The 25,378-nt window shown below is 45.6% G+C and carries 18 protein-coding genes and 1 pseudogene; 12 read left to right on the plus strand and 7 right to left on the minus strand.

What is annotated here, in order from left to right; translation table 11 throughout:
- The first annotated feature begins 357 nt into the window (after nt 1-357).
- The 3 genes from RIM23_RS05595 (at nt 358) to RIM23_RS05605 (ending at nt 7,088) form a co-directional block, all read left to right on the plus strand.
- Complete coding sequence (locus RIM23_RS05595) at nt 358-5,658, plus strand: AAA family ATPase (RefSeq protein ID WP_446365193.1); 5,301 nt, start codon at nt 358-360, stop codon at nt 5,656-5,658.
- 296 nt (nt 5,659-5,954) lie between these two features.
- Nucleotides 5,955-6,848 carry a prohibitin family protein gene (locus RIM23_RS05600; RefSeq protein ID WP_446365195.1) on the plus strand — a complete coding sequence of 298 codons (894 nt, stop codon included), beginning with the start codon at nt 5,955-5,957 and terminating at the stop codon, nt 6,846-6,848.
- A gap of 51 nt (nt 6,849-6,899) precedes the next feature.
- Nucleotides 6,900-7,088, plus strand: a complete 189-nt coding sequence (locus RIM23_RS05605) for a hypothetical protein (protein ID WP_446365197.1) — start codon at nt 6,900-6,902, stop codon at nt 7,086-7,088.
- Here the strand turns inward: RIM23_RS05605 and RIM23_RS05610 are convergent.
- Entirely contained in the window at nt 7,058-8,287 is a 1,230-nt protein-coding gene (locus RIM23_RS05610; protein ID WP_446365198.1) for an RNA-guided endonuclease InsQ/TnpB family protein, read from the minus strand. The two genes, RIM23_RS05605 and RIM23_RS05610, sit on opposite strands and share 31 nt — an antisense overlap.
- A 69-nt stretch (nt 8,288-8,356) precedes the next feature.
- Here RIM23_RS05610 and RIM23_RS05615 point away from each other — a divergent pair, with 69 nt between their 5' ends.
- Nucleotides 8,357-8,491, plus strand: a complete 135-nt coding sequence (locus RIM23_RS05615) for a plasmid mobilization protein (RefSeq protein WP_446365200.1) — start codon at nt 8,357-8,359, stop codon at nt 8,489-8,491.
- 119 nt (nt 8,492-8,610) lie between these two features.
- Here RIM23_RS05615 and ctpC read toward each other — a convergent pair whose 3' ends face one another.
- From ctpC to RIM23_RS05630, 3 genes are all read right to left on the minus strand, one after another.
- Nucleotides 8,611-9,903, minus strand: a complete 1,293-nt coding sequence (gene ctpC / locus RIM23_RS05620) for a carboxyl-terminal processing protease CtpC (RefSeq protein ID WP_446365202.1) — start codon at nt 9,901-9,903, stop codon at nt 8,611-8,613.
- Nucleotides 9,904-10,135: 232 nt separating this feature from the next.
- Nucleotides 10,136-15,001, minus strand: a complete 4,866-nt coding sequence (locus RIM23_RS05625; protein WP_446365204.1) for a WD40 domain-containing protein — start codon at nt 14,999-15,001, stop codon at nt 10,136-10,138.
- 436 nt (nt 15,002-15,437) lie between these two features.
- A complete protein-coding gene (locus RIM23_RS05630; protein ID WP_446365206.1) occupies nt 15,438-16,772 on the minus strand; it encodes a P-loop NTPase fold protein in 1,335 nt (444 codons plus the stop codon).
- Between the two features lie 442 nt (nt 16,773-17,214).
- Here RIM23_RS05630 and RIM23_RS05635 point away from each other — a divergent pair, with 442 nt between their 5' ends.
- From RIM23_RS05635 to RIM23_RS05650, 4 genes are all read left to right on the plus strand, one after another.
- Nucleotides 17,215-18,057 (plus strand): cell division protein FtsQ/DivIB, encoded by an 843-nt coding sequence (locus RIM23_RS05635; protein WP_446365208.1) that lies wholly within the window; start codon nt 17,215-17,217, stop codon nt 18,055-18,057.
- 190 nt (nt 18,058-18,247) lie between these two features.
- Nucleotides 18,248-19,519, plus strand: a complete 1,272-nt coding sequence (ftsZ, locus tag RIM23_RS05640) for a cell division protein FtsZ (RefSeq protein WP_446365210.1) — start codon at nt 18,248-18,250, stop codon at nt 19,517-19,519.
- 115 nt (nt 19,520-19,634) lie between these two features.
- On the plus strand, nt 19,635-20,438 hold the full coding sequence (gene thiD, locus RIM23_RS05645) for a bifunctional hydroxymethylpyrimidine kinase/phosphomethylpyrimidine kinase (protein ID WP_446365212.1): 804 nt from the start codon (nt 19,635-19,637) through the stop codon (nt 20,436-20,438).
- 191 nt (nt 20,439-20,629) lie between these two features.
- Nucleotides 20,630-21,217: a hypothetical protein gene (locus RIM23_RS05650; protein WP_446365214.1), complete on the plus strand. Its 588-nt coding sequence runs from the start codon at nt 20,630-20,632 to the stop codon at nt 21,215-21,217.
- Between the two features lie 50 nt (nt 21,218-21,267).
- On the opposite strand, the gene RIM23_RS05655 is transcribed toward RIM23_RS05650, so the two are convergent.
- On the minus strand, nt 21,268-21,672 hold the full coding sequence (locus tag RIM23_RS05655) for an NIL domain-containing protein (RefSeq protein ID WP_446365216.1): 405 nt from the start codon (nt 21,670-21,672) through the stop codon (nt 21,268-21,270).
- Between the two features lie 71 nt (nt 21,673-21,743).
- Between RIM23_RS05655 and RIM23_RS05660 the strand changes: the two genes are divergently transcribed.
- The 3 genes from RIM23_RS05660 to RIM23_RS05670 all read left to right on the plus strand — a co-directional run bounded on the left by RIM23_RS05660 (nt 21,744) and on the right by RIM23_RS05670 (nt 23,409).
- Entirely contained in the window at nt 21,744-22,346 is a 603-nt protein-coding gene (locus RIM23_RS05660) for a thioredoxin family protein (protein ID WP_446365218.1), read from the plus strand.
- Nucleotides 22,347-22,535: 189 nt separating this feature from the next.
- A complete protein-coding gene (locus RIM23_RS05665) occupies nt 22,536-22,829 on the plus strand; it encodes a hypothetical protein (protein ID WP_446359170.1) in 294 nt (97 codons plus the stop codon).
- A gap of 331 nt (nt 22,830-23,160) precedes the next feature.
- The gene (locus RIM23_RS05670) at nt 23,161-23,409 is read left to right on the plus strand and encodes a hypothetical protein (protein ID WP_446365220.1); all 249 of its coding nucleotides are present in this window, start codon (nt 23,161-23,163) and stop codon (nt 23,407-23,409) included.
- 644 nt (nt 23,410-24,053) lie between these two features.
- Here the strand turns inward: RIM23_RS05670 and RIM23_RS05675 are convergent.
- Nucleotides 24,054-24,482, minus strand: coding sequence for an HNH endonuclease (locus RIM23_RS05675; protein WP_446365221.1), 429 nt, complete (start codon nt 24,480-24,482; stop codon nt 24,054-24,056).
- Entirely contained in the window at nt 24,479-24,823 is a 345-nt protein-coding gene (locus RIM23_RS05680) for a hypothetical protein (protein ID WP_446365223.1), read from the minus strand. Before RIM23_RS05680 ends, RIM23_RS05675 begins: the two co-directional genes overlap by 4 nt.
- Before the next feature lie 91 nt (nt 24,824-24,914).
- Here RIM23_RS05680 and RIM23_RS05685 point away from each other — a divergent pair.
- A pseudogene (locus RIM23_RS05685) lies at nt 24,915-25,091 on the plus strand (type II toxin-antitoxin system HicB family antitoxin); the annotation flags it as partial.
- Nucleotides 25,092-25,378 lie beyond the last annotated feature (287 nt).

The following is a 25,378-nucleotide window of genomic DNA, read 5'->3' on the forward strand; positions in this document are numbered from 1 at the left end:
TTAAAAGCTTTGTTACGGGGTCTCAAGCCCTAAGATTTTTAGCTTGGTTTTCGCTTGCGTTCATTATAACACAACAAAACCTGGACAAAATATCCAACAATGTCCAAAAGTGTCCAGCTTTTTAGTTACAGTTACTTCCCCCGTGCGCCCATGAAGCTGTCAAATCTATCCCACAAATTTAGCTGTGTCAATAGTCGTAGACTGACACAGCTAAAATAGGGCTTTGCTTGTAGTGAGAACTTTAGTTCTCTAACCTGACTGGAGTTGGCTCAGGTTCCCTCACTACGACGCTACGAAGCTCAGGCTTCTACGAAGTAAGCTTGAGTAGTTCACAATTCCCCTCTAGTCATACATGGCATGGTTTCTCTGGCTGGATACGAAGAGTTCAGGCAAATCCATGATAGCGAGAACTCTCAAGTATATCGCGCTCGACGGATTTGCGATCGCCAACCCGTTATCCTCAAGTTTCTTAACCGAGACTATCCCACCACTGAGCAAATTCGACGCTATAAACAAGAATATTATCTCACCTGCCAATTAAAGTCTCCCGGTATCGTTAAAGCCTATAGTCTAGAAGAATGGGGACGCAGCTACGCGATCGCACTAGAGGATTTTGGTGGATGTTCCCTCCAACATTGGCTGAAACAACGTCAACCCCTTTCCCTACAGGAGTTTCTCGTCCTGGCAATTGCGATTACCAATAGTTTAGCCCAAATTCACGCTCAACATATCATTCACAAAGATATCAATCCCGCTAATATTGTTTTTAATCCCGAAACCCAAGACCTAAAAATTATTGACTTTGGCATTGCCACCCAACTGAGTCGAGAAAATCCTACCCTAAAAAATCCCAATGTGTTAGAAGGCACCCTGGCTTATATTTCTCCAGAACAAACGGGGAGAATGAATCGGGGATTAGATTATCGCACCGATTTTTATTCCTTGGGCGTCACCTTCCATGAAATGCTAACGGGTCAATTGCCCTTTGCTAGTACAGATCCCCTAGAATTAGTCCATTGTCATATCGCCAAAACTCCACCGTCGCTATCCCATCAAGAGACAGAAAAGGGCGAACCAATTCCACCCGTGATTGCCGATATCGTGATCAAGTTAATGGCGAAAAATGCTGAAGATCGCTATCAAAGTGCTGATGGATTAAAAGCGGACTTAGAAATCTGCCTCAACCAATTAATAGAAACCCAGACTATTGTTTATTTTACTCTCGGTCAACAGGATAGCTCTGAGCGCTTTCAAATTCCCCAAAAACTCTACGGACGAAACGCCGAAATCGCCACATTATTGGCAGCTTATGAACGAGTATGTGCGACAGGAACCGTTGACTTGATGCTAGTGACTGGGTATTCGGGTATCGGTAAATCCTCCTTGGTTCAAGAACTGTATAAACCAATTACCGCACGTCGAGGTTATTTTATTTCCGGGAAATTTGACCAATTTCAACGCACTATTCCCTATTCGGCAATTGTGACGGCGTTTCGTCGGTTGATTGAGCAATTACTAGGAGAAACCGAGGATCAATTGCAAGTTTGGCGAGAAAAACTATTGCAGGCGTTGGGAAAAAATGGGCAAATTATTATTGATGTTATTCCCGAAGTCGAACTCATTATCGGTCAACAACCACCTGTTCCCCTATTAGGCGTCAACGAATCCCAAAACCGTTTCAATTTGGTGTTTAGCAACTTTATCCGCACGTTTTGCAGTGTTAAGCATCCGTTAACCATTTTCTTGGATGACCTCCAATGGGCGGATTTAGCAACCTTAAAACTAATGGAACGAATTTTAATCGACGGTGAAACCCACTATCTTTTACTCCTGGGAGCCTATCGAGATAATGAAGTCTCAGTCAGTCATCCCTTGGCAATTTCCTTGCAAAAACTCCAGCAAATTAAGGGTAACGGGATTCAGACTATTTGCTTAAACCCCCTATCCTTCGAGCAAATCAGTTGTTTAATTCACGACACCCTCCAGCATCCGCCGCCACAGCTTCATAATTTAGCCCGTTTAGTTTGGCAAAAAACGGGAGGTAATCCATTCTTTGTGAATGAATTCTTGCAAACATTATACAGCGAGAAGTTTCTACAGTTTAATCGGCAACAGCGACGTTGGCAATGGGATTTGGTAGCGATTGAACGAACAGGGTTTACGGAGAATGTGGTAGAACTAATGGTGGGGAAACTGAAAAAACTACCTTCCTCCAGCCAACAGATTTTATCCATCGCCGCTTGTTGTGGTGCAGAATTTGACTTAAGACTGCTTACCTGGATTGAGGAAAAATCACCTCAAGATACGTTTGATTTGTTAAAAGTTGCCCTAGAACGCGGCTTTATTTTTCCCTTATCCGAAGCCGATGAAAATTTACTGATTCAGTCCTATAAATTTGGACATGACCGGATTCAACAAGCTGCCTATTCGTTAATCAGTGACGATAAAAAAAAAGAACTGAATTTGAGAATTGGTCGGCTGTTGTTGGAAAAGCTTTCTAGCCAAGAACGAACCGAAAAACTCTTTGAAATCGTCGATCGATTGAATGCAGGTCGGTCGCTGATCACTGATAAAGCCGAGCAGTTAGAGTTAGTCAAGTTAAACCTGTTAGCCGGGAAACAAGCCAAAAATGCCACCGCTTATGGGGCAGCTAGGGACTATTTAGTCGTGGCAATGGAAGGGTTAACGGATGAAGCATGGTTAAGTCACTATGATTTGGTTTTGGAGTTATATAAAGAACGCAGTTTAATTGAATATTTTAACGGTCATTTAGATAAATCAGAAAACCTGCTAAAGTATGCCCTGAGTCAAGTTAAATCGGTATTAGACAAAGGAGAAATTTATAAACAGCTCAGTATTCAATACACGCTGATGGCTCGATACGCAGAAGCGATTGAAACCGGACGAAAAGCCTTGGCGTTGTTTGGCGTGGATTTACCCAAAACTAAGCTAAAAGCGGCGCTGGATGTGGAAGTTGAACAAGCCAAACAAAACTTAGGCGATCGCGAGATTGCTTCATTGTTATCAGAACCGGAAATTACGAGTCCGGAACATAAAATGGCATTGCAATTATTGATCAATATTGACCCTCCTGCTTATTTTTCAAATCAGGAACTCTACCCGGTTATTGTGGTTAAAATGGTCAATATTTCTCTGTGCTATGGCAATATTCCCGAATCGGCAAAAGGTTATGTGACGTATGGCATTATCTTGGGTTCGGTTTTAGGGGATTATCAATCAGGATATGAGTTTGGTTGTTTGGCGGTAAAGTTGAGTGAGCGATTCAACAGTCCGTTTCAAAAATGTGCCGCTTGTTTGGTTTTGGCGGGTCATTTAAATCATTGGGTGAAGCCACTAAATTTAGCCAAACAGATTTTTGATGATGCCTATCAATCGGGGTTGTCATCGGGTGAATTACGCCACTCTGGCTATGCCTTAGAACATCAGTTGCGTTACTTGTTTTATCAAGGGGTAAATCTGGAAGAAATTCTGGAACTTTTGCCCAATTATTTGCAGTTTTTGCAAAAGACAAAAAATCAGTGGGCAATTGATGGCATGGTGGGATTTCACCTAGCTTTATTGAATTTGTTGGGACTGACTCAGAGTCACCTAGAGTTTCACAACGACGAGTTTAATGAATGTGGCTATTTAGAAACCTGTCGCACTAACAATAGTTGGGCTTGGCTGTGTACGTTTAGTATTTTTAAAGCTCAACTCTTGTATCTCTATGAGGAGTTTGAGATGGCTTTAACCGCGATTTTAGAGGCTGGCAATTTTATCGATTTTGTGTTAGGTCATTTCCAAGGGGCTGAATATAATTTTTACTATTCCTTAATTCTGACATCCCTTTATCCAGAGGCAACTGAGGACACAAAGAAACAGTATTGGCAGCAGTTAGAGCGAAATCAACAGCAACTGAAAATTTGGGCGGATAATTGCCCCGAAAACTTCCTGCATAAATATCTGTTAATCGCCGCCGAAATGGCGCGGATTTCGGGACATGAGATAGAAGCGATGCGGTTGTACGATCGCGCTATTGAGTCTGCCAGAGTCAACAAGTTTATTCAAAATGAAGCCTTAGCCAATGAACTAGCTGCTCGATTTTGGTTAGGGGAAAACAAGCCGGAATTTGCTCAAATCTATCTCAAAAATGCTCATTATGGATATACAATTTGGGGGGCGAAACGGAAAGTTGAGGTGTTAGAAGCAAAATACCCTAAATTGTTGCGATCGCCAACAGATCAACTGCCTATCTCAAAAACATTCAATACTTACACAACCAGCGACTCGACGAAGGGTGAACTGTTAGATTTAGCCACAACCATCAAATCCACCAATGCGATTTCCAGCGAGATAGTTTTAGATAAATTGCTGGCAAATTTAATGAATATTCTGGTTGAAAACGCTGGAGCGCAACGGGGTATCTTGATTTTACCCAGTAGCAAGGGGTTACTTGTGGAAGCGACAAAAGAAGCTGATTCCCAGGACATTCCCGTACTGCAATCGATTCCTCTGGAGCAGTTTGAACGGCTCTCCTCAAAAATTGTCCATTATGTCGCCCGCACTTGCAAAACAGTGGTGTTAAATGATGCGACTCGTGACGATAACTTTGCCAACGATCCCTATATTCAACAGTATCAGTGTTTATCTATTGCCTGCACGCCGTTAATTAATCAAGGCAGACTCCAAGGGATTATCTATCTGGAAAATAATCTCACAACCGGAGCCTTTACCCAACAGCGCATGGCACTGTTACGAACCCTCGCCACCCAAGTGGCTATTTCCTTAGAAAATGCCAAACTCTATGACAATATCACCACCTTAAACGCCGCCTATGAACGGTTCATCCCGGCTCAGTTTCTCAGCTTTTTAGACAAAGCGAGCATTGTTGATGTTGAACTGGGGGATCAAGTTGAACGGGAAATGACAGTTTTATTCGCTGATATTCGGGATTTTACCACCTTATCAGAACAGATGACGCCAGCGGAAAACTTTGCCTTTATTAACGAGTATCTCAGTTATATGGAACCACAAATTCAAAACCATGGCGGATTTATCGATAAATATATTGGTGATGCGATTATGGCATTGTTTCCTAATTTGGCTGATGATGCGGTTCAAGGAGGAATTGCCATGCTGGAAGCGTTAAACAACTATAATCAAATTCGACAAAAAAGGAATTTGAAAACGCTGCGGATTGGTATTGGGTTACATACGGGATTGCTAATGTTAGGAACCGTTGGCGGATTGGGGCGCATGGATGGAACGGCGATTGGCGATGCAGTGAACCTTTCCGCGCGGGTAGAAGGGTTAACCAAAATCTACGGGATTTCGTTTTTAATCACCCATCAAACCTTGGGGCGGTTAAATAATCCCTTAGACTATGACTTTCGGTTTATCGAACAAGTGAAAGCCAAAGGCAAAGCCAAAGCCGTGGGTTTATTTGAAGTATTTTCCGCCGATCCGCCTGAACTCCGAGACGCCAAACTTGTCACTAAAGATACATTTGAAAAAGCCGTGATGTTGTATCATTTCGGTTCTTTTGCCGAAGCCGCCGGTTTATTTCAAGAATGCCTAGACTATCATTCTAGCGATCGCGCCGCCCAAAGTTATCTCGAACGCTGTCAAATCCAGATCAGAACCAATCCCTTGGAGTAGCTAGGGGAGCCATGTAGAGACGTGCCATGGCACGTCTCCATGGCACGTCTCCATGGCACGTCTGGAAGCCGGGCAGGTTTGTAGGGGCGGGTTTTACGATTATCTTTTCGGTTGCACCCAAATCTGGCTAAACCCGCCCCGACTGTCGTTAGCGCAAGAGACTTCCCTTAATTTTTATAACAAACATAGGTCTTCTGCGTAGAATTCAAACCTGAAGCCAGAGTGATAGGTATAAACTCGCCAGTGACGGCTGTTCAATACAGAGAAACTGACGAAACCATTCCTTAAAAACGCTTATGTCATTCATTGCTTCACTCTTAACCACCCTGGTGGCAATCCTCGTCTTTTTGACGAGTGCCAAAATTCCTGATAAACGGACAAGCTTAACCGTGCGAGCCGTAGCATTACTCGTTGGCGTCGTTGCTGTGATTGCCTCCGTTTTCAGAACTTTGATTATTATCCCGGCGGGGAATGTTGGTGTAGTCGAATTATTCGGACAAGTCTCTCAACGTCCCCTGAATCCGGGTGTGCATTTAGTGAACCCGTTCACTGAGGTGGAAAATTTTTCCACGCGACTGCGAGATATCAAGGAAACCATCGAAGCGACATCCCAGGAAGGATTAGCGTTTAATATCGATGTCTCTCTTCAGTACAGACTAGAGCCTAACAAAGCCGCCGATGTGTATAAAACGATTGGCACGGAAGAAACGGACATTATCACTTCCCGATTTCGTTCCCTGGTGCGAGAAATTACCGCTAGTTATCCAGCCGAAGCCATTTACTCGTCGAAACGACAAGAGGTTGCCAATCAACTTCGTCTACGGCTCAGTGAACAGTTGACTCCCCTCGGTTTTGTGGTTGATCAGGCTCTGTTGAGAGAAATTCAATTGCCAGAAACGCTGCAAGCGGCTGTACAGCAGAAGCTGGCTACAGAGCAGGAAAGCCAGCAAATGAAATTTACCTTAGAAAAAGAGCGTCAAGAGGCAGAACGCAAACGTATTGAAGCTAGAGGGACAGCAGATGCTCAAAAGCTTATCTCTCAGGCTCTTAATCCGCAATTTCTCAGGTTAAAGGAAATTGAAGCAATGGAAAAACTGGCGGGTTCCAACAATGCTAAAGTCGTGATTATGGGCGGTGGATCGGGGGAAGCGCCAGTGATGTTCCAGCTTGATTCGGCTCAAAGTCCGTGATCGTTATTGGTTATTTGTTTTTTATGCCACAGTCTGTAGTTCTAAGTCCCTATGTCTGACACACAAAAATGGTACATTGTCAAGCAAAAAAATGGACAATGCGAAATTGTTAAGAGCACTCAAGTAGAAGGTGAGGAAACCTCAGAACGCTGGGGACCTTTTGAATCTCAACAAGACGCGATCGCACGCCGAGTTGGAGTGACATACTCCTACACCAACCTGGATACAGGTATGGTGTAGGCTTCGCAACCAATCCGGCTATTGCTTAGGAGGCGTTGCGCTTTAAGAACCGGATGCCCCTCGGCTCTGTTTTTGATATTAATAGCTGCATTATGATCACGGTCAAGGCTACACCCACAATAGGGGCAATCGTGCCAGCGAATATGCAGCTTTTTAGGTACTTTATCTCCACAACTGGAGCAATCCTGTGAAGTGTTATGGGCGCTTACTGGAATAACCAACTTCCCAGCATTTACGGCTTTGTTTGTCAGTATAGACAGAAAGCTTGACCACCCAGCATCCAACACAGATTTAGCCAATCGGGTTTGAGCTAGACCTTTGACGTTTAAGTCTTCATGAGCTACTACGTCATATTTTGACAACAGCCAATTTGCTGTTTTGAAGTGGAAATCTTTTCTCTTGTCTGCAACTTTCTTGTGTTGCTTCCCAAGTTGCTTAATGGCTTTAAGTCTACCGTTACTCCCTTTCTTGCGGCGTGATACCCGCTTCTGGATAACCCGTAAGCGTTTTTGAGCTTTGCGGTAATGTTGAGGAATGGCTACAGTTTCTCCCTCGGAAGTTGTTAGAAATTTCTTTATTCCTACATCAATTCCAGCAATTTTATCAGGATTAAAATCTGGCTTAATTTCAGGAACTTTTTTGTCTTCCAGGGCAAGTGTCAAATAGTAACCATCGGCTTTTTTGGTGACAGATGCGGTTTTAATTTTGAAGCCATCAGGGATAGGACGATGCAGGATTACCTTAACTTTTCCAAACATTGGCAAGTTAATTAACTTGCCCTGTAAGCACCCATCTTTCATCTGAGGATAGGTGAAAGTGCGATAACGGTTACGAGCCTTAAACCGAGGTCTACCACTTCGTTTTCCGTTGCTATCCCCCTTAAGAAAACGGTCAAACGTTACTTTAACTCGCTTAACGACATCTTGCAGAACTTGAGAATATATTTCGCCGTACCAAGGATGAGTTTTTTTGAGTTGAGGTAAAGTTTTCTTCTGAGAATAATAGTCTGGGTTATTTCGCAGCTCAGGCAGGTGACAGACAAGAGGACAAGCATTAACAGGAGAACGATTGCACTCGTACCAGTTAAACCTATCAGCCAATAAGTAGTTGTACTGAGCGCACAGCATAGACAGCCATTTATCTAGCTCAATAGCTTGTTGTTTTGTTGGACGTAATCGGTACTGGTGAGCTGTTCTCATTAAGCTTGCCTTTTGTTTATCGACCTATAAAACAGTATACTGGATTTACGTACAAATGACCGGAATAAAGTGAAAAACATTCGACTAGAAATCAGGCTTACAGAATACGAGTCTAGACAGCTTGAGCAGGAAGCTGTAAGGCGTGGTATGACCAAATCAGAGTTAATCAGAAGCCTGATTGCTCGTTTAAGATCACCTATTTGATAGCCTCCGTACCTCCGGCTATCCGCCTATCCATCCCGACGCCAAGCGGATTACCGCTATGGCGTGGGGCTTTCGGCGTCAAGCTAATTCGGGCGGGAAAATGTCAACCTGAATAGTACCTATCGAGCCTGAACCGATGCCCTATTATTGGGTTGCTCGGCAATTGCCTGATTGAGAACATCTAGAGCTTTGACATATTGGGGATCGTCTGGCGTGCCAATTTTAGTCCGATCCTTCTGTAATTCCTTGCGCTGTTCCTCAGTCAGTTCTATGACAATATCCGGCGGAATCCCTTCCTTATTGATATCACGACCACTGGGCGTCAGATACTTAGCAATAGTCACCGCCAAACCCGAACCATCTCCGAGTCCGCGTACTGATTGTACCAAGCCTTTGCCAAAGGTCTGAGTGCCAACTAAGGTTGCTCGTTGGTTATCCTGCAAAGCACCCGAAAGAATTTCACTAGCACTCGCTGAACCACCATCAACTAGGACAACTAAAGGTTTATCCGTCAGGGATCGATTTCTCGCCACCTCTTCATTCGAGCTACCCTGACGATTCACCGTAGAAACAATCTTCCCTTTATCCAGCCACATGCGGGCAATCTCAATGCTGGAGTAAAGTAATCCGCCCGGATTAGAGCGTAAATCCAAGACGTAGCCATTAACCTCCTTGGCTTCTAACTCCTTAATTGCCTCTCGCATTTCCTGTGCTGCGATCGCGCTAAACTGATTCAGGCGAATATAACCAATCCCACCCGTGGGTGTACTCCGATAGCTATAGCGTACTGGATGAATTTCAATCCGCGCCCGTGTAATTTTATAGTCGATTTGCTCCTCATCCCGTTGAATAGTTAGCGTCACATCAGTACCCGGTTTCCCGCGAATCAGTTGCACCGCATCATTAACATCCATCCCTTCGGTACTCTTACCATCAATCTTGAGGATTATATCCCTGGCGAGAATACCCGCCTTAAACGCTGGCGTATCCTCAATTGGCGAAATGACCATTAACTTTTTCGTCTCTTCATCCTGGGCGATTTGAATCCCCACACCCGTTAATTCCCCAGAGGTATCAATTTGCATATTTTTGAACTCTTCGGGGTCCATGAATCGGGTATAGGGATCATCGAGCTGCTTGAGCATTTCCCGAATGGCTTCGTAAGCTTCTTGCTTGTCAGCATAGGGGCGCTCTAAGTACTCAAGGCGAACGGCTCGCCAATCCACCTGATTGAAGGTAGCATCCACATACTGGCGATCAATAATTTGCCAGACTTCATCGACTAACTCTTTAGGGCTGTCCTGAAAAAAAGCCTGACTTTGAGATAAATGCAGACCAGCCCCTGTAACTGCAACCGTTGTTAAGACTACTGCGGTCGCCCCAACGACGAGGCTACGTTTTGTAATTACCATAATCCTTTCACAAGCTGGAGGAAAACGACTGCAAAGGAATTACGCTCACTCTAACACAGGCTATGCCAGCACGCTCCTGTTGCACATCTTTGTTATCCATCCTAGCTTGCTTGCCGTCCGGATGTAATGGCTGTTGAGTTTTATCTGCCGATGGGTGCTGGGAAATCCCTCCCTAGTTGCCTGGACTAAATCGCTACACTGTATACCCATCAAGGTTTATCGTATCAGTAAATCATTTGGTGATATTCTCACCAGCAATGGGTTGACAAAGCTCACGATTACTCTGTTTCACATCTGGATTATGATTGAGATAATCTCGCAGCCAATTACAACTTTTGGATAACAGATTCTCTAAATCTAAATTCCAGACAATTGCCATATTATCTTCAGTGCCAACAGCCAAGGCTTGACCATCCCGGCTCCAACTCACACTTGTGACGCGCCCCTCCTCAGCTTCCCAGGTTTTGACTAAAGTGTCATCCAGCCGCCAGATTTGTACCCGATTATCCCAACTTGTGGTGGCGAGAATATTTCCCCTAGGACTGAACTGAACCCGCGCCACACTATCAGTAGACCCTTTCAATGTGGTTTGCAGTTTACCCTGGCGATTCCAGACTTTTACCGTATTGTCATAACTAGCTGAGGCTAATAACTCGGAGTCGGCGGAGAAGCTGACATCTAAAACCCAATTACTATGACCCTGTAAAGTTTTCAGTAATTCTCCATTTACCGTCCACAACTTTACGGTTTGGTCATCACTAGCAGACGCCAATAGCTGACCATCGGGACTAAAACTCACCCCATTGACGCGGGATTGATGTCCCTTTAATGTTTTAATCAAAACTCCATCCCTTGTCCAAAGTTTAACCGTTTTATCCCGACTCGCTGAGGCAAGCTGTTGAGAATCAGGACTAAAACTAACATCCAAGACCCAATCCTGATGACCATTTAAAACCTTAAGGAATTGTCCCTGTCGATTCCAAAGCCGAATCGTACCATCTCGACTAGCTGAAGCAATGCGTTCACCGTCAGGACTAAAACTAACGCTATAAATCCGTTCAGTATGTCCGTTTAAAGTAGAAAGCAGTTGACCCAGGCGATTCCAAACTTTGACAGTTTTATCGTTACTCGCCGTCGCAATCAATTCTCCATCAGGAGAAAAAGTAACATCTACCACATCATCGTCATGCCCTCGTAAAAATAACTGAGACTGTTGACGAAGTTGCCAAAGTTTAATGGTTTTATCATAGCTGGCAGAGGCGAGGATGACAGGAGTGGCTGGTGAGTTTGGGGTATCTTGTGCCTGTTTTGTGGGACTAAAACTTACAGCAGTTACTCTATCGCTGTGTCCTTTAAAAGTTTTCAGTAACATCCCATCGCGATTCCACAGTCTCACCGTATTATCGGCACTTGCTGCTGCAATCAACTGGCTGTCGGCACTAAATGTCACGTTCAACACCCAGCGTTCCGGCTGGGATAGGGTTTTGATGAGCTTACCCTGAGTATTCCACAGTTTCACAGTGCGATCATCGCTAGCTGAGGCAATCAATTGACCATCGGGACTAAAAGCGACGCTGTTAACCTTACCCTGGTGTCCTGTGATGGTTTTCCACAGTTGACCATCTTCTGTCCACAATTTGATGGTTTGATCACTTCCGGCGGAAGCCAAGATCTCACCATTGGGACTAAAACTAACCCACTGCGCTCCGTTTTTGTGAGCCGAAATGGTACGGATTAACTGACCATCCACTTGCCACAGTCGCACCGTACCATCCGCACCTGTGGAGGCTAAGCGTTTACCGTTGGGACTAAAGGTAACGCTGTAAACATAATCCTTATGCCCGCTCAGAGTGCGGACGAGGGTGCCATCACGACGCCAAAGCTTGACCGTACCATCCCAACTACTCGATGCAATGAGCTGGCTATCTGGACTAAACGAAACACTGGTGACGCTATCTTGATGCCCTTGCAGGGTAGTGACCAAAGTGCCATCAGGACGCCATAATTTCACCCTACCATCGCGGCTGGCTGAGGCAATCAGTTCTCCATCAGGAGAAAAGCTCACATCCCAGACGATATCACTATGTCCTTCTAAACGATTTCGCTCCGTCACCGAGTCTACGGCTTGGGAGAGGGCGGCAATCACTTGCAGGTGGGTATCTGGTTCAACCTGTACAGCAACGTGCTTAAGCTGTCTAGCAGCTCTTAGCCCTTCCAGCAGAGCATCAAATTCCTTTCCGGAAGCAAATAGAGCTTCTGAGGAGGCACTAATCGCACCCAATTGGGCATTAAACGTCAGAGTCGCGGCACGTCGGCGTTGCACCTCAGCCCGCCATCCTAAACCCCCAGCGGTAACTGCCAGAACTGCCATCGCCATACCGACGGCGATGGCACCCAGTCGCTGTTTGCGAACTCGTAAGAGTTCCATCTGACTGTTCTGTAGCCGTTTCACAAGAGTGAGCTTGCGGCGTTTTTTGTAATGGTGGCGGATTGGTGCGACTAAGTAATCGTGAACAAGCTGATATCGATCCTCTGGTTCATCGGGTAGGCGAAATAACAATCCGGCACCGACTAAAATCTCCAGAATTAGGGGAAGTGGGGGTAGGGAGTTGGCAATAGAGGGGGACGGTGTTTGTCCCATATCCAAATCCTTTGTCCCTGATTCCAACTCGGTTTGAGTTTTCAGGGGACGAGTCCCTCGGTCATCCGTCAGTGAAAATAAGACATGCCAAACCGTATCTGCGTTTTCAGATCCACAATCGGCAATGGCACTTATGAGCCAGCGTTCGACTAAGGTTGCCTTGGGATTCGTGCCTAGGGCTTGGTATTGCGCCAGGGTGGTAATTTTTTCCGCTTGTAGTTGCATACCCACCACTTGTAATTCAATCAGTCGCACGCTTTGTGTCGGTGAGGCTAAATCCTGAACCAGGGCATCAATTAGGGCTTCGTCTAACTTAAACTGAGACCCAGAAGCGAGGGTAGAAATGACATTTTTCGCTTCCTTTGGGGACAGATCACCCAGGTGATAACGAAGTTGCCGATCCAAAATATTGTTGTTGATGGCACTCAAATTGGTGTAGCGTTCGCATTCGAGCAGGTAATGCAGGTAATCTTCTCGCAGGGATAAAATAACTTTAACAAAGGGAAGATTGAGGCAATGTTCCAAAAATGCATAAAACTGGCGTCGTTGTTCTAAGTCAGTACAGACGAAAAAAAATTCTTCAAACTGATCAAAAATCAGAACGATCAGGACATTGCCATCAGCCGCCTGCTGCAACTGGTCTAGACTGGTTGGCAGTTGGGTCAGCGATTGGGGTGCTAAGGCGGTATCTGATGAGGGATAAGTGGTGCAGCCTAACCCCTGGGTGAGTTGTCGAGAAAACTCTCCCCGCCAATCACGATAGACTTTTTGCACTACGGGGATAACCTCTCTGGCGCTAATCGTGCGACTGGCTAAGGCGGGGACTAATCCCGCATGAATGAGAGAACTTTTACCAACGCCAGAGGAGCCATGAATCACGGTTAGTTTGTGATCATTGCGGCTTAGGCGTTCCAAGAGTCGATTCACATCAGGCAATCGCCCAGCGGCGGCTATTTCTAGGGGCGATAATTGTTGCTCAGCTCGTCCAGAGAGTAAGGGTGCGGCACCGAGAAAGGTAAAAAAGCCATACTGTTGTTCTAAGGAGCGCTGTTTTTGCTTGAGTTCAAAGGCTCGTAGGTATTTCTGGTGATCATAGTAGAGGGAGCGGAGTTGTTGGAGAATGTCGAGATAAAGCTGGGGAGACTGATGGGGAGCTTTGGGGAGTAACCCCTCTACCGTTAAGGCTGTCTCTAAATCCGCAATAGCAGCCGTCGATTCACCCAGTTGACGCTGGGCTTTGGCACGGATGAGTAAATACCATCCCTGATGCTGAGGCTGAAATAATTGGGAATTCTCCAAAATGTCTAACGCCGTTTGCGCGAAGACTTTGGCATCCTCCCAGTTGGATTCTTCTAATGCCACAGCCGCTAAAAAACCGTAAGCTTGTGGTAATTGAGCGGCGTTGTCTTGGGTTTGAGACTGCGCCAAAGACTGAAGTGCTAGCGCTTGTAAATCTGCCCAATTTTGCAGATTTTGCAAGACTTCACCCAGTTGAATGGTTAAATGGGCAACCCAATCCAAGCGTCCCGCTGTCGTAAAGATGTCAATCCCCCCTTGCCAAAATTCTCTGGCTCTCTCCCAACTTCTATATTTGTGATTGGGGTGTAATTGAGCTTGACGACAATAACACCAGCCTAGATGACATAGCAGTATGCCAATCCGTTCTAAGGATTGTTTCGGGATGTCACCGGATACAGCACGCTGAATCTGTTGCCAAACGTCTAGACTTCGTTGATACTGCTCAAGGGCAACTTCAATTAGGTCATGGCGAAAGGAATCTCTAGCTAAAATAAATTGCCATGTCGCATATTGGGCAGGTTCTAGACTCACATCACGCGCCTGCAAATCCCGTAAGGCGGATTCGAGTTCTTGACGACGCTGGCATCCTGGCGCCAACTTGAGCGCCTCATTGGACAAAAATTCACCGACACTTTTATCTAAAAGGGTGGTGAAAAGTTCCTCTGTCGTTTGTTCCCATAAGTGCAACAATTCGGCTGTTGCCAGTTCAAATTTAATCGAGGTGGCAGCCCAACTCTTAAAGTCGGGCGCAAATCGAGCTAATTTGTGGAGTAATTCATCCGTGACCCATAAAACGATGGGAAAGGTAAAACTTTTAGGAAATTCGTCTCGTACCTGATTTGTGGAAATTAAGACCGGATCAATTGCCGTTACGGATTCTAGACCAAATACGAGCAAGGCAGATAATTCCTCTGGCGCGATCGCGTCTAGGATAACGGTATATAAGGTTTGACTGGATTCTTGCAGCACTAACTGTTTCAAGGGAATTCCCGTCAGCCCTTGGAGTTTCTGCCATAGGGGTTGCTTGCAGCACTGATAGTTGCAGCGAACTAAAATCAGGGCAAATTGTCCTTCAGACAAGGTGATTGCCCGAGCGAGGGTGGATAATGAACGCTCATTGGCTAAGACTATTTCTTCGGCTCTCTCTTGCTCCTTCATTCCTATCAAAATGTGACTACTCCTAGTTGGTTCTCATTGAGGAAAATAGTTTTACCAAGGGAAATTAATTACGGACAAAAAAAACAGAAATCAAACCAATGATACCTCTATTGGCTTAATTGGGTCGGCTTGACTATTTTCAGTATTTACTTTTTATTAAATCCTATCTTTGATAATATAAAAACTATTAATTTAGCCACTCAAGCCACTTATAAAATCACAACTTAGACGCAGATAATTTAACAAGTTTTGATTCAATTAAACAGTGAGATCAACTGATAAAAATCGTGACAAAATTTTATGTTAAATGTGATTTAGATCACTGATTTTGGATTGGGGAAGTTTTAACCCTTCGCTTTGCGCATAGGGCATATTGCGTGAGTTAACTCCCCCAGCTCCCCCCGATCTTAGAAGTTTGCACCCTTTGACCCCGACACTAAGCGCTCTGGCTCACGGCGGCGACAGATTTAAACCGGGCAGTCTCGGCTAAAGCTGGGTTGACTCCAAACCAGCGACCCAAGTCATCGCGGTATTCATAGACAAACATGCTGCGTAGCAAGGTTTGATACTCTTTTTCACCTCGAATGAACTGCTGTTGAACGACCTGAAAGAGTAACTGCCATTCTGGATCTTCAACCGCTAACGCCAGATCGTCACGGTATCCCTTAATTACGCTTTCTAAGCATTCGCGAGAAAAGGGTGGATCTTCTTGTTGCAGGCAGTTATACAGCACTCCCAATAAGTTGCGGATGTGACCCCCACTAATCCGACAGAGGCGGTCTAGGGTTTCGGGACTGTCAAAAACCTCTGGGATTAAGCTTAAGCGGTCTTCCGGAGAAACTGTGGGAAAGGCACGGGCTAAAACGAGTTGTCGGAGTAATGCCATACCCTGGGGGAACTCACGACCATCTCGAAACCCGATCGGCACCATGGGCAACACTTTGGGAGCGACACCCCCTCCCAAACGATTCTTGAGGGTTTCGTACTCGTTAGAGAACATCAACGCTAAGGGTATGGTATAAACCAGATGACACCGTAAACGTCGCAATTGAGAGCCTCGGTCGATAAACAGGTATTCAGGCTGCAATCGATCCCCATGAACCCGCCTGGGATCAACCCGATCCAAATTGTCTATAATGACAACTAACCCTTGTTTCCCGCGTTGTTTAAGCTTTTTTATCGCAGGTTCAATGATTTCGGCATTAATCGCCTGTAAAATACCTTGAGTGCGAGGCTCTAGGTGCTGTCTAAGCTGTTCGCGCAATTGAGGGCTATCTTTAGTTTTAGCCGTAATTTTGGCAATGCCCACGGAAAGTTCAGCGGCTACATCCACATCGATAGGCGTCTGTAAGAAGTCATTAATCTCGTTGAAGAGTTTGTTAAAGTACCGGGGTTGGAGACTAATCCCGATCGCTTCTAGGTTTTCACTCACCGACCGAGCGATGCTGAGCAAAATATCGCTAATATCAACATCTGCCATGTCCAAGTCTTGAGACGACTCGAAATAGACAACGTGAAATTGTTGCTCCTCTAACTGAGCCTTTAATCGAAACAATTCTGTAGACTTGCCACAGCCAATATGTCCAGTAAAGAGTTGGCAGGTGGGTTCATCCGGTGAAAGTCGCGCGATCGTTCGTCCTAAGGCTTCGATAATTTTGCCGCCCCGCACGGAGGAAAAATTAATATAGTACTGACGATCCTCTGGATTGCCCATAACTAGAGTTCTAGCTGGGTTACAGGCTTTGAAAAAAGTAGGTAGATGCAGTTTCATAAAGCAAGACTCTTGAGTCACCTGATTCAAGTAGAGAGTAAATCATTGACTGAACCCTTATGCGTAGGGGTAATACCCCCCCCTTAGTATCAATAGCCCGGATGTGATCCCCCAGTTAGAGTAGTGAGGAAAACCTCACCAAAATAACTGACCCCTCGAAAATCTTGTCCCCCTGTCTCACTTATACCTTGATAACGCCTGAGCAAGCTGGCTTGCAATAACGATTGCACCATGATAGTGTGATCTGTTAAATGGCAACGACTTGCATCAGCACAACCAGCTTGGTCAGCCATCGCCCGGTTTGATGACAACGGCAAGAAAAGGAAACCAGGGAAGAAAAGATTTCCTCATCCGTTAAGGTTAGTGGGGCAGAATGTCAATCTCCTGGCAAGGGAAAGTAGGATGGTGGCATTGATATATTTGGAACCTCTAGCGGTAGTAGATGGCAAACATTGCATCAGTTTCCCAAGCACAAATCAGTAATCGGCGACAACATTTACGACGCGCACGCCGAATTAAATTTTTTCAGGCTCTGTGGCGATCGCTCATGGTTGGCGGTATGGCTAGCGGTTTGATTTGGGCGATTACCTTGCCCGACTGGGTGATTCGCCAACCGGAACAGATTGACATTGAGGGCAATGAATTTCTCTCAACTCAAGCAATTCGTTCCCTGCTCCCCTTATCCTATCCTCAGTCCCTATTGCGCGTGGAACCCCAAGCGATCGCGGAGGTGCTTGAGGGCGCCGCACCCATTGCAACAGCGACAGTAACCCGTCAACTCATACCCCCAGGATTGACCATTCAAGTGCAAGAGCGCCAGCCCGTTGCGATCGCACCGGGGATAGCTTTAGCTGCACAGGGGCAAACTCAGGTGACCTCAGAACCGGGCTTTTTGGATGAACGGGGTGTCTGGATGCCCCAAAGTAGCTATCATTCTCTCAAAGCCAATGTGGAGTTGCCCACGCTGCAAGTAAGGGGTCAAAATGAATACTATCGTCCTTACTGGTCGCAAGTGTATCAGGTCATCCACCATTCTCCCGTCAAAGTCCTGGAAATTGATTGGCGAAACCCAGCTAATTTAATCTTGAAAACCGAGTTAGGAAATGTTCACTTAGGATCGGATAGTTCCCAGTTGGCGGAGCAACTGGCAGTCTTGGATCGTATGCGACAGTTACCCACTCATCTTCAACAAAGCCAAATCGCCTATATTGATCTCAAAAACCCAGACCGTCCGGTGATTCAGATGAGGATGCCAAGTGAGACATCTGAACCTGATCATGACTAACCGTGGCGGCAAGAGTGGTATAAAAGAGAATTCAGCTATGCCAATTTTGGCAACTCTTGAGGAGAGTACCCTTCAAGAGTCTTAACCACAAACAGGGGTGTTCGTTGGTTTTTCGATCGACTTACCCTATAGTTGACTCAGATTGCTACATATAACTGATAAAGTTGATTATCAACCCTGACCTATTGCAATGACGCTTAATAGTAAACTAGGGCTTGTCCATCAAAGCTCTCCTATCACACTGAATACCGATCTTTCAGTTGGAGTGGAAAATACCCATCCCTTCAGTAACTCTGGGTTGCAGTTTGGTCAACCCCATGATTATGATTCCAAGGGGATTCCCAGGGAAGACACGAGGAGTGACAACATTTTGCCAGGTAGTGTTGCCAAAATTAAAGTTGTTGGTGTCGGTGGTGGAGGCGGAAACGCGGTCAACCGAATGATTGCCAGTGAAGTGGCTGGGATCGAGTTTTGGTCGATTAATACCGATTCTCAAGCCCTCTCCCAAAACTCCGCCGCCAAACGCTTGCAGGTGGGTCAGAAATTGACAAGGGGACTCGGTGCAGGCGGAAATCCAGCCATTGGTCAAAAAGCGGCGGAAGAATCTCGCGATGAAATTGCCCAAGCCTTAGCCGAGTCCGATTTGGTTTTCATCACAGCCGGGATGGGCGGTGGTACAGGAACGGGGGCGGCGCCAATTGTGGCAGAGATTGCGAAAGAACTCGGCGCTTTAACAGTGGGCGTTGTGACTCGTCCGTTCACCTTTGAGGGACGCCGCCGTACAACTCAAGCCGAGGAAGGAATTGCGGCACTGCAAAGCCGTGTCGATACTCTAATCGTGATTCCCAATAATAAGCTCTTGTCGGTGATTTCTGAACAAACACCGGTTCAAGATGCCTTTAGAGTGGCTGATGATATCCTGCGTCAGGGTGTGCAGGGAATCTCAGACATTATCACCGTTCCGGGGTTAGTGAATGTCGATTTTGCTGACGTGCGAGCTGTTATGGCAGACGCCGGTTCGGCGTTAATGGGAATTGGTGTGGGTTCAGGTAAATCCCGCGCTAGAGAAGCGGCTGTGGCGGCGATTTCCTCGCCCCTGCTGGAGTCTTCCGTAGAAGGTGCTAGAGGGGTGGTCTTTAATATTACAGGTGGTAGTGATCTGACGTTACACGAAGTTAATGCAGCGGCAGAAACAATCTACGAAGTGGTTGATCCTAACGCCAATATTATTTTTGGTGCTGTGATTGATGACAGGCTTCAAGGTGAGATTAGAATTACGGTGATTGCCACGGGCTTTAGTGGTGAAGCGCCACCGCCCCCACCTGTCAAAGAAATTCCCCGTTATACCCGACCGATTACCCCAAAACCGAATCCACCCACCCCCCCTGCACCCGAACCGAAAAGCCGACCAGGGCTAGATATTCCCGAATTTTTGCAACGGCGTCGTTTTCCCAGAAGTTAGGAGACGGTAGAAGGAAGAGGAAGATGGGAGAGATGAGGAGTTAACTCAAAACACTTCCTGTTAACGGTTAACTAACTGTTAACTGTTAACTGTTAACTGTTAACTGACAAAACTCATGCAAGTACCAGTAGCGCTGACAATAGCCGGATCAGATAGCGGAGGTGGGGCGGGAATTCAGGCAGATTTGAAAACCTTTGCTTTTCACTGTGTTCATGGAACGAGTGCCTTGACTTGTGTCACCGCCCAGAATACTCAAGGGGTCAACCGAGTGGATGCTTTGCCAGTCGCCGCCGTCGTTGCCCAAATTGAGGCGGTGGTGCGTGATATCGGTACTCAGGCGACTAAAACGGGAATGTTACTCAACGCCGAGATTATTAATGCTGTGGTGTCCCAGGTTCAGGGTTTAAATCTTGACCCGTTGGTGGTTGATCCGGTGATGGTATCCCGCACAGGAGACCAATTGATTGATGATCAGGCGGTAACGTCTTTGCGAGAGGGTTTGATTCCTTTGGCAACAATAGTCACACCAAACCGTTATGAGGCTCAATTACTCAGCGGTTTGGACATTCATACCCTGGATGATATGGGAAGGGCTGCCCAACGTATTTATCAACTGGGAGCAAAAGCTGTCTTGGTTAAGGGCGGTGGGATGACGGGTAATTTATGTGGGGTTGATGTCTGGTTTGATGGAACCCAGTTGTACACCCTAAAAACAACCTGGATTGAGACAAAGAATAATCACGGTACAGGCTGTACACTCAGTAGTGCGATCGCGGCGAATTTGGCGATGGGGAAAAACCCACTCACCGCCGTGCAATTGGCAAAGGAGTATGTGACCACAGCACTCCAATACGCTCTCGATATTGGTCAAGGATATGGACCTGTGGGGCATTTTTTCCCCCTATTGCCCCGTTTATGACCGGAAAGGGTAAGGGAGTAGGGTTAAGGTTAAATAGCGTTTACTCATTGCCTAAAGAGGCGAATATTGTAAGATAGGCGTCGTATAATTAATGCCACAGTTATGGAGCTAGGAGTTGATCAGAAATAGGTTACGACTATTCCTCGATAAAATCGAAACTCTGATGACTCTACAGAGGCTTGGCAAGACCCATGAATTCTAATTCCCCAATTAATCCTTCTATGCAAAATCCGCCAACTGATCGTTATACCCCCTCAACCTCTGCCAATAATTATTGCCCTTCGGTGCCAATCTCTGTATACCGGGAACTGGCGGCTGAGTTACAAGCCGCTCAAGCTATGTTGGATTCCCTCAATGGTCAAAATCAGCAGTTGGTCAAACAAAACCAAAAACTGCGCCAAGAAGTGGAAAAAGTCCTGCAATCGAGCCAACATCTCCAGCAGGTTGTGGATTCATTGACACCCGTCACTGGCGCCCCAATGCCTCGACGCCAGTCGATTCCCTCAGAACCTCGTCCCGCCCCGTCAATCCCTAAATCAGCCCACTCTAGGGTAGGGGTTGATGTTCCACCCCCTCATAAGTTGGAAGCCCCTTCATCGCCTTACAGAGAAACGTTGGTGATTGAACAGCAAGAGTCTCGTTCCCGTCGTACATCCGCTTCTGAGAGCTATAGAGAGGTCAATGGCTGGGTTTTAATTTTAGCTATCGTGCTGATTGTACTCACCGCATTTGGTACAGGTTTTCTGATTGTGCGACCTTTGTTAAAGAACAATCGCTAATTATCATGGGTCAAATGTCCTTGCATCACCAATGAACCATGAACCAATAACTACAGATTAGTAGAAATTGCCTGAACCGGACAAGTTGGGATACACTGCTCACAGACAATACAACGCGATCGCGTAAAGTTAAGTCGAAAGGTATCGGGATTGAGGGTTAAGGCTTCTGTGGGACACACACCTGTACACAACCCACAATCAACACAGCTAGTTTCATCAATCATAATTTCACGGTCAACCAGGGATACATTAATATCGTGCGATCGCATCCACTCAATGGCAGCATCGAGCTGATCAATATCTCCTGAGAGTTCCACCACCAGTTTACCGATTTGATTGGGTGCGACTTGGGCGCGGATAATATTGGCGGCGACATTGAAATCCTTTGCCAGTCGGTAGGTTACTGGCATTTGGATGGTGCGTTTGGGAAAGGTGAGAGTTAGCCGTTTTTTCATGGTCTTGTTAGCCTATGGAAAGGATCGTTTTGATAAAAATTGATCAGTTGTAGGTTAAATTGCCCTTAAATATGACCGCGAATTCCCCCGACTCCGGATCTCCATCTCCCCAAACCCCTGAAACGAATCTCAGCTCTCGACTGAGAAATTTTATAATTGCCTTAGTCGCCATCATTCTCGGTGTTGCTCTATTCTTAGGATTACAAACACAGACGGGTTCGGCTTCTCTTGACGCCCAAGCTGAGGAATCTACGCCCCTAGAAGTCGCACTGAGCAATGGCAAGCCCACCTTCATGGAGTTCTATGCTAACTGGTGTACCACTTGTCAAGCCATGGCGCAGGACTTAGTCGAATTGAAACAACACTACACCGACTCGGTCAATTTTGTGATGCTGAATGTGGATAACAGCAAGTGGTTACCCGAAATTCTTAACTATCGAGTCGATGGTATCCCCCATTTTGTTTTTTTAGACACCCAAGGCGAAGCAATTGCCCAAACGATTGGGGAACAACCTCGCCCGGTTTTGGAGGCGAATTTAGAAGCCTTGGTCGCTAATTTACCATTACCCTATACTCAAGGCGATGGACAAGTCTCTACATTTAAAGCGCCTGTGTCATCGTCAAAGACATCCCCAGATGACCCTCGCAGTCATGGGAGTCAAGTGAAAGAGTAGTTTTTGACTGAAGACCTCAAAAGAGCCATGTAGAGATTGTAGCAGGCTACATCGGGGAACAGTAGCAAATACAGTCTCTTCCCTAGTCCACCCTGTTAAGTAAAGTTTTTTTTACAGAGCTTTGGAAGGATAGGCTTCGCTCCATTATCTTGGATATGGGAGAGCTACTAAGCTAGTAGGAGGATAAAAATGGCAGATCAACACTCTCCAGCCAATTACACCAGCGCTGACTTTGAGAAGGCGGCACTCAGCCGATTCCGTTCTCTCATATCTTTTCTACCCAAAAATTGTAAGTTATTTCGAGAACTCTGGAATCGTTCTACAGTACTGTGTTTAGACTTTGACGATTGTCCTCACCTTCTCGATCAGGTTATGAGTCAATCTTTTTTGCTATTACTCGTAGCCCATTACTTAGGATTGGCTGACTCTGTACTGTTCCGAAGAGGTAAAAAGGTAATGGGATGGATGTCCATGGTGCCCTAGAGTGTCAGTCTGTGTAACCCCAGTTAGCCGCTCTTAAAAGTTAAGAAGTTACAAGTAATAAGTCCGAAAAGAAATAGTTTTGTTTCTTTTGTTACAATGTCACCCAGTAAAACTAATATTTTTTTGTCGTTAATGTTACGATTAGTCAGGTGAGTTCGACTCCTAAAAATGCTGGTCTAGATGTTAAGATAAAGATGTTAAAGTCAAGATAAGCATCGTACAAAAAGGCAGAAAGAAGAAAGTGGAAATCTCTGAAACTGTAACGATTTCTGTCGTGCTGCCATAAGAGTTTGTATGAGGCAGATCCTTGAGTTATTGCTTCTATAGTTTTATGACGCTGATACTTTGGTTAATCACCTTATCGATTGCCTTAATCGCTGTCTACCTTAGCATTAAAGTCACTGAAGAAATAGAACGAGTTGCTGCTGTACTCACTGCCTTAATTTGTCTGGTATTTTGCTTGTTTTTTGCTCCGATGTCGATAAAAGTAGCAATTCTACTCCTGCTCCTGGTGAGTCTAAACTACACGGTTAACCTAATTAGCCGAAATATTTCCTCTGACTCTAATTATGACGAATGACGATCTCCGCCGTTAACTTTTATTGTGCCTATGAATAAGTCATTTGAGTAGGGAGTCAGGTTTTTCACCCCTTAATACCAAATCCGCCTTGGAAACCCCATGCAAGAGGAGGCGATTGAAATCGCTGCTACACAAACAAAGTCCGCCTGCGCGGACTAGATTTTCACAAATTGACAATGGATAATGACCTCTCCTTAAAAGAAGAGGATTGAAATTAAGGAAAATTTTTTTTAATTTCTTCGTAAACGAAGAGGTCTTAGACCCAATTAATCAATTGTCAATTATCAATTATTAATTATCCATTGATAAAGGGGTGGCTAACCCGGATTTGGTATAAGGCTCCAAACCTTGCACTTTCTTAACCTTGAATCATCCTCTACAGTTTTATTTTCAAGGGTAAGGGCTTTGTGCAGCAAGCCCTATGTAGTGGACTGACACAGCTAGCTAAAATTGTGGGATAGGTTGTAGGTTGGGTTGACGCAAGGAAACCCAACGGAATCAAGGGCTAAAGCCCTTACTACAAGCCGAATCTAATCTATCAAATTAAGTGTGCCACGCCAGTAGTACAGTAATGAGCAGGCAGCACTGTTCTACTCTTGGAAAAGCTGTATCACATCGAGTCTGAAAACGCTGTACTTCTTCGCTCACTCAAATTTTGGTGGATGTTCCCCTACCTTCACCCACATCCGACGCACCCGAATTAACTGGGGACGATTCATCTTCAATGCAGCAATTGTTGCTCGACTAATAGGCGTCAACCCTACTAACTCTGTCCCATCCTCACTCCACCTAAAATGCTCCTCCCACACTTGATGATGAGGATGAAACAAAGGAACCGTCTGCTGGGTAGTAGGGTCTAATGCTGTTTGGAAACTGGCTTTGTAGCGATTACAGGTAGGACAGGAGAGGCAGATATTCTGGAAAATTGTCTCTCCACCAACCGAACGGGGGATAATGTGTTCAAACTCAAAAATTGCAACCGTCAGAGCTTCAGCCGTGCGGCAATAGGCGCAGCAATCCCTAAAATGGGTACGAATTTGTCGCTGTAGCTCAACAGGAATATAAGCGCTCACGCTATCGTTGCCACTGTTTCTAGGCAGTGCAGAGTGTATCTGGCTCTGGTTTTGAGGATTGTTAGTTGATCGACTTGTGCTAGGAGACGGTCTAGATTTGCAACTTCATCGGCAGAGAGTTGAGATTCTGCGTTCTGAACTAGCAAATCGTTCAATTGATTTTGTGCTGCGGGAGCTAGCTTACTATCGGCTAACGCTTGCAGTTCATCTCGGCTTAAGCTAATTAAGCACTCGTCATCTAGAGCTAATGGGTTCGCTAGTCGATTATAGGCTTCCAAATCTAACCAGACGCCAACTCGCTCCCCTTGCTCGTTGGTAAGATAGCGCACTTGCTCAGACATGGGTTTTCTCTCTCGGTCTTTGGATTCATCGTAGCTTATGGGAGTGAGAGCGATCACTCTACTCAATCGGGTTGTATGGAAGAATGGAGCGATGACGACACTGAATCAGAAGAACAAGCAGATTGAGAAGTCAGCATTGGAATATTACTTGAACCTTCAATATCCAGTAACACTTTGCCCCGCTTCTGAGAGGGGATATGTGGCTCAGATTAAAGACTTGCCCGGATGTCTGACTCAAGGTGAAACGTTGGATGAAGTGATCGCAAACTTCACCAATTGACAATGGATAATGAACAATGGATAATGACCTCTCCTTAAAAGAAGAGGATTGAAATTAAGGAAAATTTTTTTTAATTTCTTCGTAAACGAAGAGGTCTTAGACCCAATTAATCAATTGTCAATTATCAATTATTAATTATCCATTGATAATCCCACGCTGAAAGCGCGAGTGATTGCTGCTCTCAAATCAGGAGGTACTGAAGCATTTAAAGAGGCGGTCGATAACCCGGTGGTTAACGTTTTGGTAGGAATTATTGAGGGATGGATGCAAGCAGA

Origin of the sequence: Coleofasciculus sp. G3-WIS-01, assembly GCF_040223135.1 — a bacterium.
In the GTDB taxonomy this organism is placed as follows: Bacteria; Cyanobacteriota; Cyanobacteriia; order Cyanobacteriales; family Coleofasciculaceae; genus Coleofasciculus.